Source organism: Vibrio sp. 10N.261.52.A1 (assembly GCF_002876325.1).
GTDB lineage: Bacteria > Pseudomonadota > Gammaproteobacteria > Enterobacterales > Vibrionaceae > Vibrio > Vibrio chagasii.
In genome coordinates this window covers 1-4,185 of record NZ_MCYD01000629.1, presented here as the reverse complement: position 1 = coordinate 4,185, position 4,185 = coordinate 1, and the positions used below count along the sequence as shown (strand labels likewise).

The following is a 4,185-nucleotide window of genomic DNA, read 5'->3' as shown; positions in this document are numbered from 1 at the left end:
GGCTTCTTTAGATACTTTTTTTTCATTGGACCGTTTCATAACAGCCAGTGTGAGGATGCGAAACCTCCCCATCGGAGTAACGTGCCATGATTTTTATAAACTGAGGTATTAGTTCTAGAAAAACGGGAACTAAATTGGGGTCAAAGTGATGGCCAGCTTGTTCGGCAAGTAACTGACTGGCTTTTTCAATACTCCAAGCCTTTTTGTAGGGTCTCTCACTGGTTAGCGCATCAAATACATCAGCAATAGCGACTATTCTCGCGGAGAGTGGAATAGCTTCTCCAGATAAACCATCGGGATAACCCGAACCATCCCATTTCTCATGGTGGCCCGAAACCACCTCTCTCGCTAAATTTAATAAAGGCGAGTCATAATCCCCAAGTATCTGAACGCCATGTCCTACATGCTTTTGCATTTCTAGCCATTCATTTTCATCTAACCTTCCGGGTTTTAGGAGTATGGAATCCGGGGTACCAATTTTCCCAATATCATGCATAGGAGCGGCCTCAAAAAGTAAATCACACCACTCATCATTCGCGCCAATAGCTTTGCTCAGCAAATAGCTATAGTGGCTCATTCGAATAACATGCATTCCTGTTTCATTATCTTTAAACTCAGCAGCTCGAGCTAAACTTTTCGTAATTTCGAGTTGATTAGCTGCAATTTCGGCCGTTTTTTCTTTAACTTGTTTTTTTAAGAGTCGGCTTTGGTTATAAGCGCTTATTTGTGCAGAAACTCGCGCTCTAACTATGGCTGGGCTGATAGGTTTCGTAATGTAATCAACAGCTCCAATATCAAAACCTAATTGCTCATTTTCATCTTCTGATTGTGCTGTTAAAAAAATGACCGGGATCGTACTAGTTAACGGACTGTCTTTAAGGTTTTTGCACACTTCGAAACCGTCCATTTGAGGCATAACTACATCGAGTAAAATTAAGTCCGGCTTGGGATTTTGCTGCGCTATTGAAAGCCCTCTTTCGCCACTTGTAGCCGCTTTGACTATGTAATCTTTGCTCAAAACATTCGTGACAATCTGAATACAATCGGGCGTATCATCAATTATCAATACGATTGGCTTTTGATTTTCCATACATCCTCCTCCTTTCTAATAAAAATAAACCGCACCTGAGTTTGCTAAGGAGTTATCAAGAGGAGCATTGGTTTGTGAAGAGTTTAGAGTAACATCAGAAGACTCTTTAATGGCTCCAACGGCCAAACTTTCTCCAGCACCACACAAAGCTAGTGACTGTCCAAAATTATCACCAGCTTCAGTGTTTGTTGCCTTGATATAAGTCTCTTGTAGCCATTCATTTTCCTCCTTTTTAAACAGGTAAACGGCTCCCGATAACGGGGCATCATTGAGTAGCTCATCACCTTGAACACCCAAAGCAGACGAACTCTCTTGAGGAGAACCAACAGCTAGTAGCTCACCAGCCGAATCTAAATTGATATCATAACCAAAACGGTCTGAAGCATTCACATTGCTCGCTTTCAAATAAGCTTCTTGTTTAAAGCCACTATCTTCAGAAAAAATATAAACTGCACCTGCATCGGCCGCGGAGTTATTGAATTGATCTCCATTGACAGTGGTATCTGCCGCTTCTTGATAAGCTCCAACTCCCATAACCCTGCCATCGTTATTTAGAGTTACAGAAAACCCAAACTGGTCATTTTGATCCGTATTTGAAGCTTTCACATAGAACTCTTGCTTGGGTAAACCGGCTATATTTGAAAAAACATAAACTGCACCTGAGTCAACTTTACTATTATCAGATTGAACGTTGTTGATGCCCATTGAGCCTGAAGCTTCACCTGGAGCCCCAATGGCAAATTTCGTTCCGTCACGGCTCATTGAAACGTCATATCCGAAAGAATCATTACTGTCAGTGTTTGAAGCTTTTACATAATGCAACTGGGTCCATGAGTCTCCCTTTCTTTCAAACAAGTAGCTCGCTCCAGAGTACTGCGCCGCGTTATTACTCGTATCGCCATCAATTCCTGTCGTTACAGCTGATTCACCGGGAGCACCGACAATCAATAAAGTGCCATCAAAATTTAACGAAAGGGAGAAACCAAAGGCGTCCAAAGCATCGCTGTTTGACGCTTTTAAATAGGCTTTTTGCTGCCAGGTGCTCCCCTGACGGTGAAATACGTAAACAGCACCAGATAAAGGGTTGCTGTTATCTGCTTGATTACCATTAATCCCTCTAGCGTTCGAAGACTCTTGTAGCGCTCCGACAGCCAATATCTGCCCATTTCCACTGACAGAAACAGAGTAACCAAACTGATCACCCGCTCCGCTATTAGAAGCCTTTAAAAAAGCGTTTAGCTCCCACTTCCCATTGAGGTATTGGAACATATAAACAGCACCTGAAGATTTAGCTGAGTTGTCTTTCGGATCAGCAGTTACTCCAGTCCCCGATGAGCTCTCATTTATGGCTCCAACAGCAAGGGTTAATCCATCATCACTAATCGCTAAAGCGTGACCAAATTCGTCTAGAGAGTCGTTATTTTGAGGTTTTATAAACCCTATTGAGTTCTGGATTAAACTTGGTGAAAGCATCAAATCGTTACTCTTAGCCGTTCCTGCACTGTTTTTGGCTAAGATAAAAAAAGTATCATCATTCAAAATTTGCTCGAGCGCTACCGTGACAGAAGTGGCGGCGATATTTTCCAATATTGGCTCACACTCATTTGAGGCTAAAACAGATTTCTGGCACAGCGTGTAAGCATCGGCAAATTCACTCTCTTGCCACTGGAAGTCGAAACTTTTTACAGCTCCTGTTAGTGGTTCAATACTTGTGAAATTAAAAGCTGTCGGTGCTGCTGACGTTTCGTTTTTATCATGGTGGCAACCAGCCAGTACAATGCACAACATAAAGGTGCGCAACAAACAAACCATAACGAGCCCCTCACAAACGAATATTCCAATGTTAATAACTCAAAAGCATGATATGTACCAAAGTAGGTAAATAAACAATAACCTTATGAAACAAAAGAATTATCCGTTAAAAAAAGGAGAGGCAAATAAAACTCATACTCCACCTATATCATAAGTTTTATTTTGAAACTCATTTTGAATTTCAGTATAGAAATGTTTTGCAAAACAATGTTGACCAGAGCCACGATTAATAGATGTTGAGTACAAAGTGGCACATAAAGCGCCACCTTATTTTGATAACTTTCATCCCCCGAGATAAGTGGGTACGACATCAAAGAACACCAGAACATTTATTAAAATGATGCTCACACCATAACAAAATACACCAACTAGCACCCAGTCACCTCCTGGCACTTTATATGAAGGTTTGTCCTGTTCAAGAAGAGCCTCACTTACCCTTTTTAACCTTGCTTTCTTGACTAAAAAAGCAGGAACAATACACGCCCAAATGGCGGCTGCAGAAGCGGCATAACCAATGGCGACCAGAAAACCAAAGGGAAACAATAATGAAAAAACCAGAGGGGGTATAAACGTGACTGCCCATGTTTTGGTTCTCCCCTTCTTTGAGCTAGAGTCAAATTTAAAAAGATCGGCTAAAAAATCAAACACCCCCAGACCAACTCCAATAAAACTCGACAAAATTGCAGCCGCAGAGAAAGAGCTAACTACATTTGATAGCGTCTCTTCAGGTAATACCGCTTTTAAACTAGTCAATAATGCGTCAACATTCCCTCCTTCGGCAATAATAGGGCCAAAGTTTAGTCTCGGTAAATTGCCATAAACACTCATTAACCAGATGGTGTAAGTGAAAAGAGCGATGATCGTTCCGCCAATAATGGCCTTTTGCGCCAGTCTTTCCTCACGGTAATAATCTCGGAGCGTTGATACGCTGTGGTGGTACCCAAACGCAGTCAAAGCGATGGGGAAAAATACCCACACATATTGTGCATACTCAAGTTTCAGATGGTCAGCATCAAACAAAGTACTGAGGTTGACGTTAAACAAAAGACCTACCGTTCCAAAACTAAAACTGATGATCATAAACAGCATTAATACAATAGAAATTCGGTCAACCGTTTTTGTTGAGTGCCAAACTAGCCCAGAAAAGACAAGGACAAAAAGGATAGAAGCCAGTTGTGGAGCAAGCCCAAAATATTCATTGAGAATCAGTCCTGATGAGGTGATATAGGCATACAATAATATCCCCCCAACAAAGTAAATCCTGTCTCTTATACACATCTCCG

The 4,185-nt window shown here is 41.5% G+C and carries 3 protein-coding genes; all 3 read right to left on the bottom strand.

Annotated features, from left to right (window positions below; translation table 11 throughout):
* Positions 1–22: 22 nt before the first annotated feature.
* The gene (locus BCT81_RS11515; protein WP_102424394.1) at positions 23–1,090 is read right to left on the bottom strand and encodes an HD domain-containing phosphohydrolase; all 1,068 of its coding nucleotides are present in this window, start codon (positions 1,088–1,090) and stop codon (positions 23–25) included.
* A 15-nt stretch (positions 1,091–1,105) separates the two neighbouring features.
* Positions 1,106–2,902, bottom strand: coding sequence for a hypothetical protein (locus tag BCT81_RS11510; protein ID WP_102424392.1), 1,797 nt, complete (start codon positions 2,900–2,902; stop codon positions 1,106–1,108).
* A gap of 282 nt (positions 2,903–3,184) precedes the next feature.
* Positions 3,185–4,185, bottom strand: a 1,001-nt coding sequence (locus BCT81_RS11505; RefSeq protein WP_102424390.1) for an aromatic amino acid transport family protein, incomplete at its 5' end; no start/stop codon positions are given.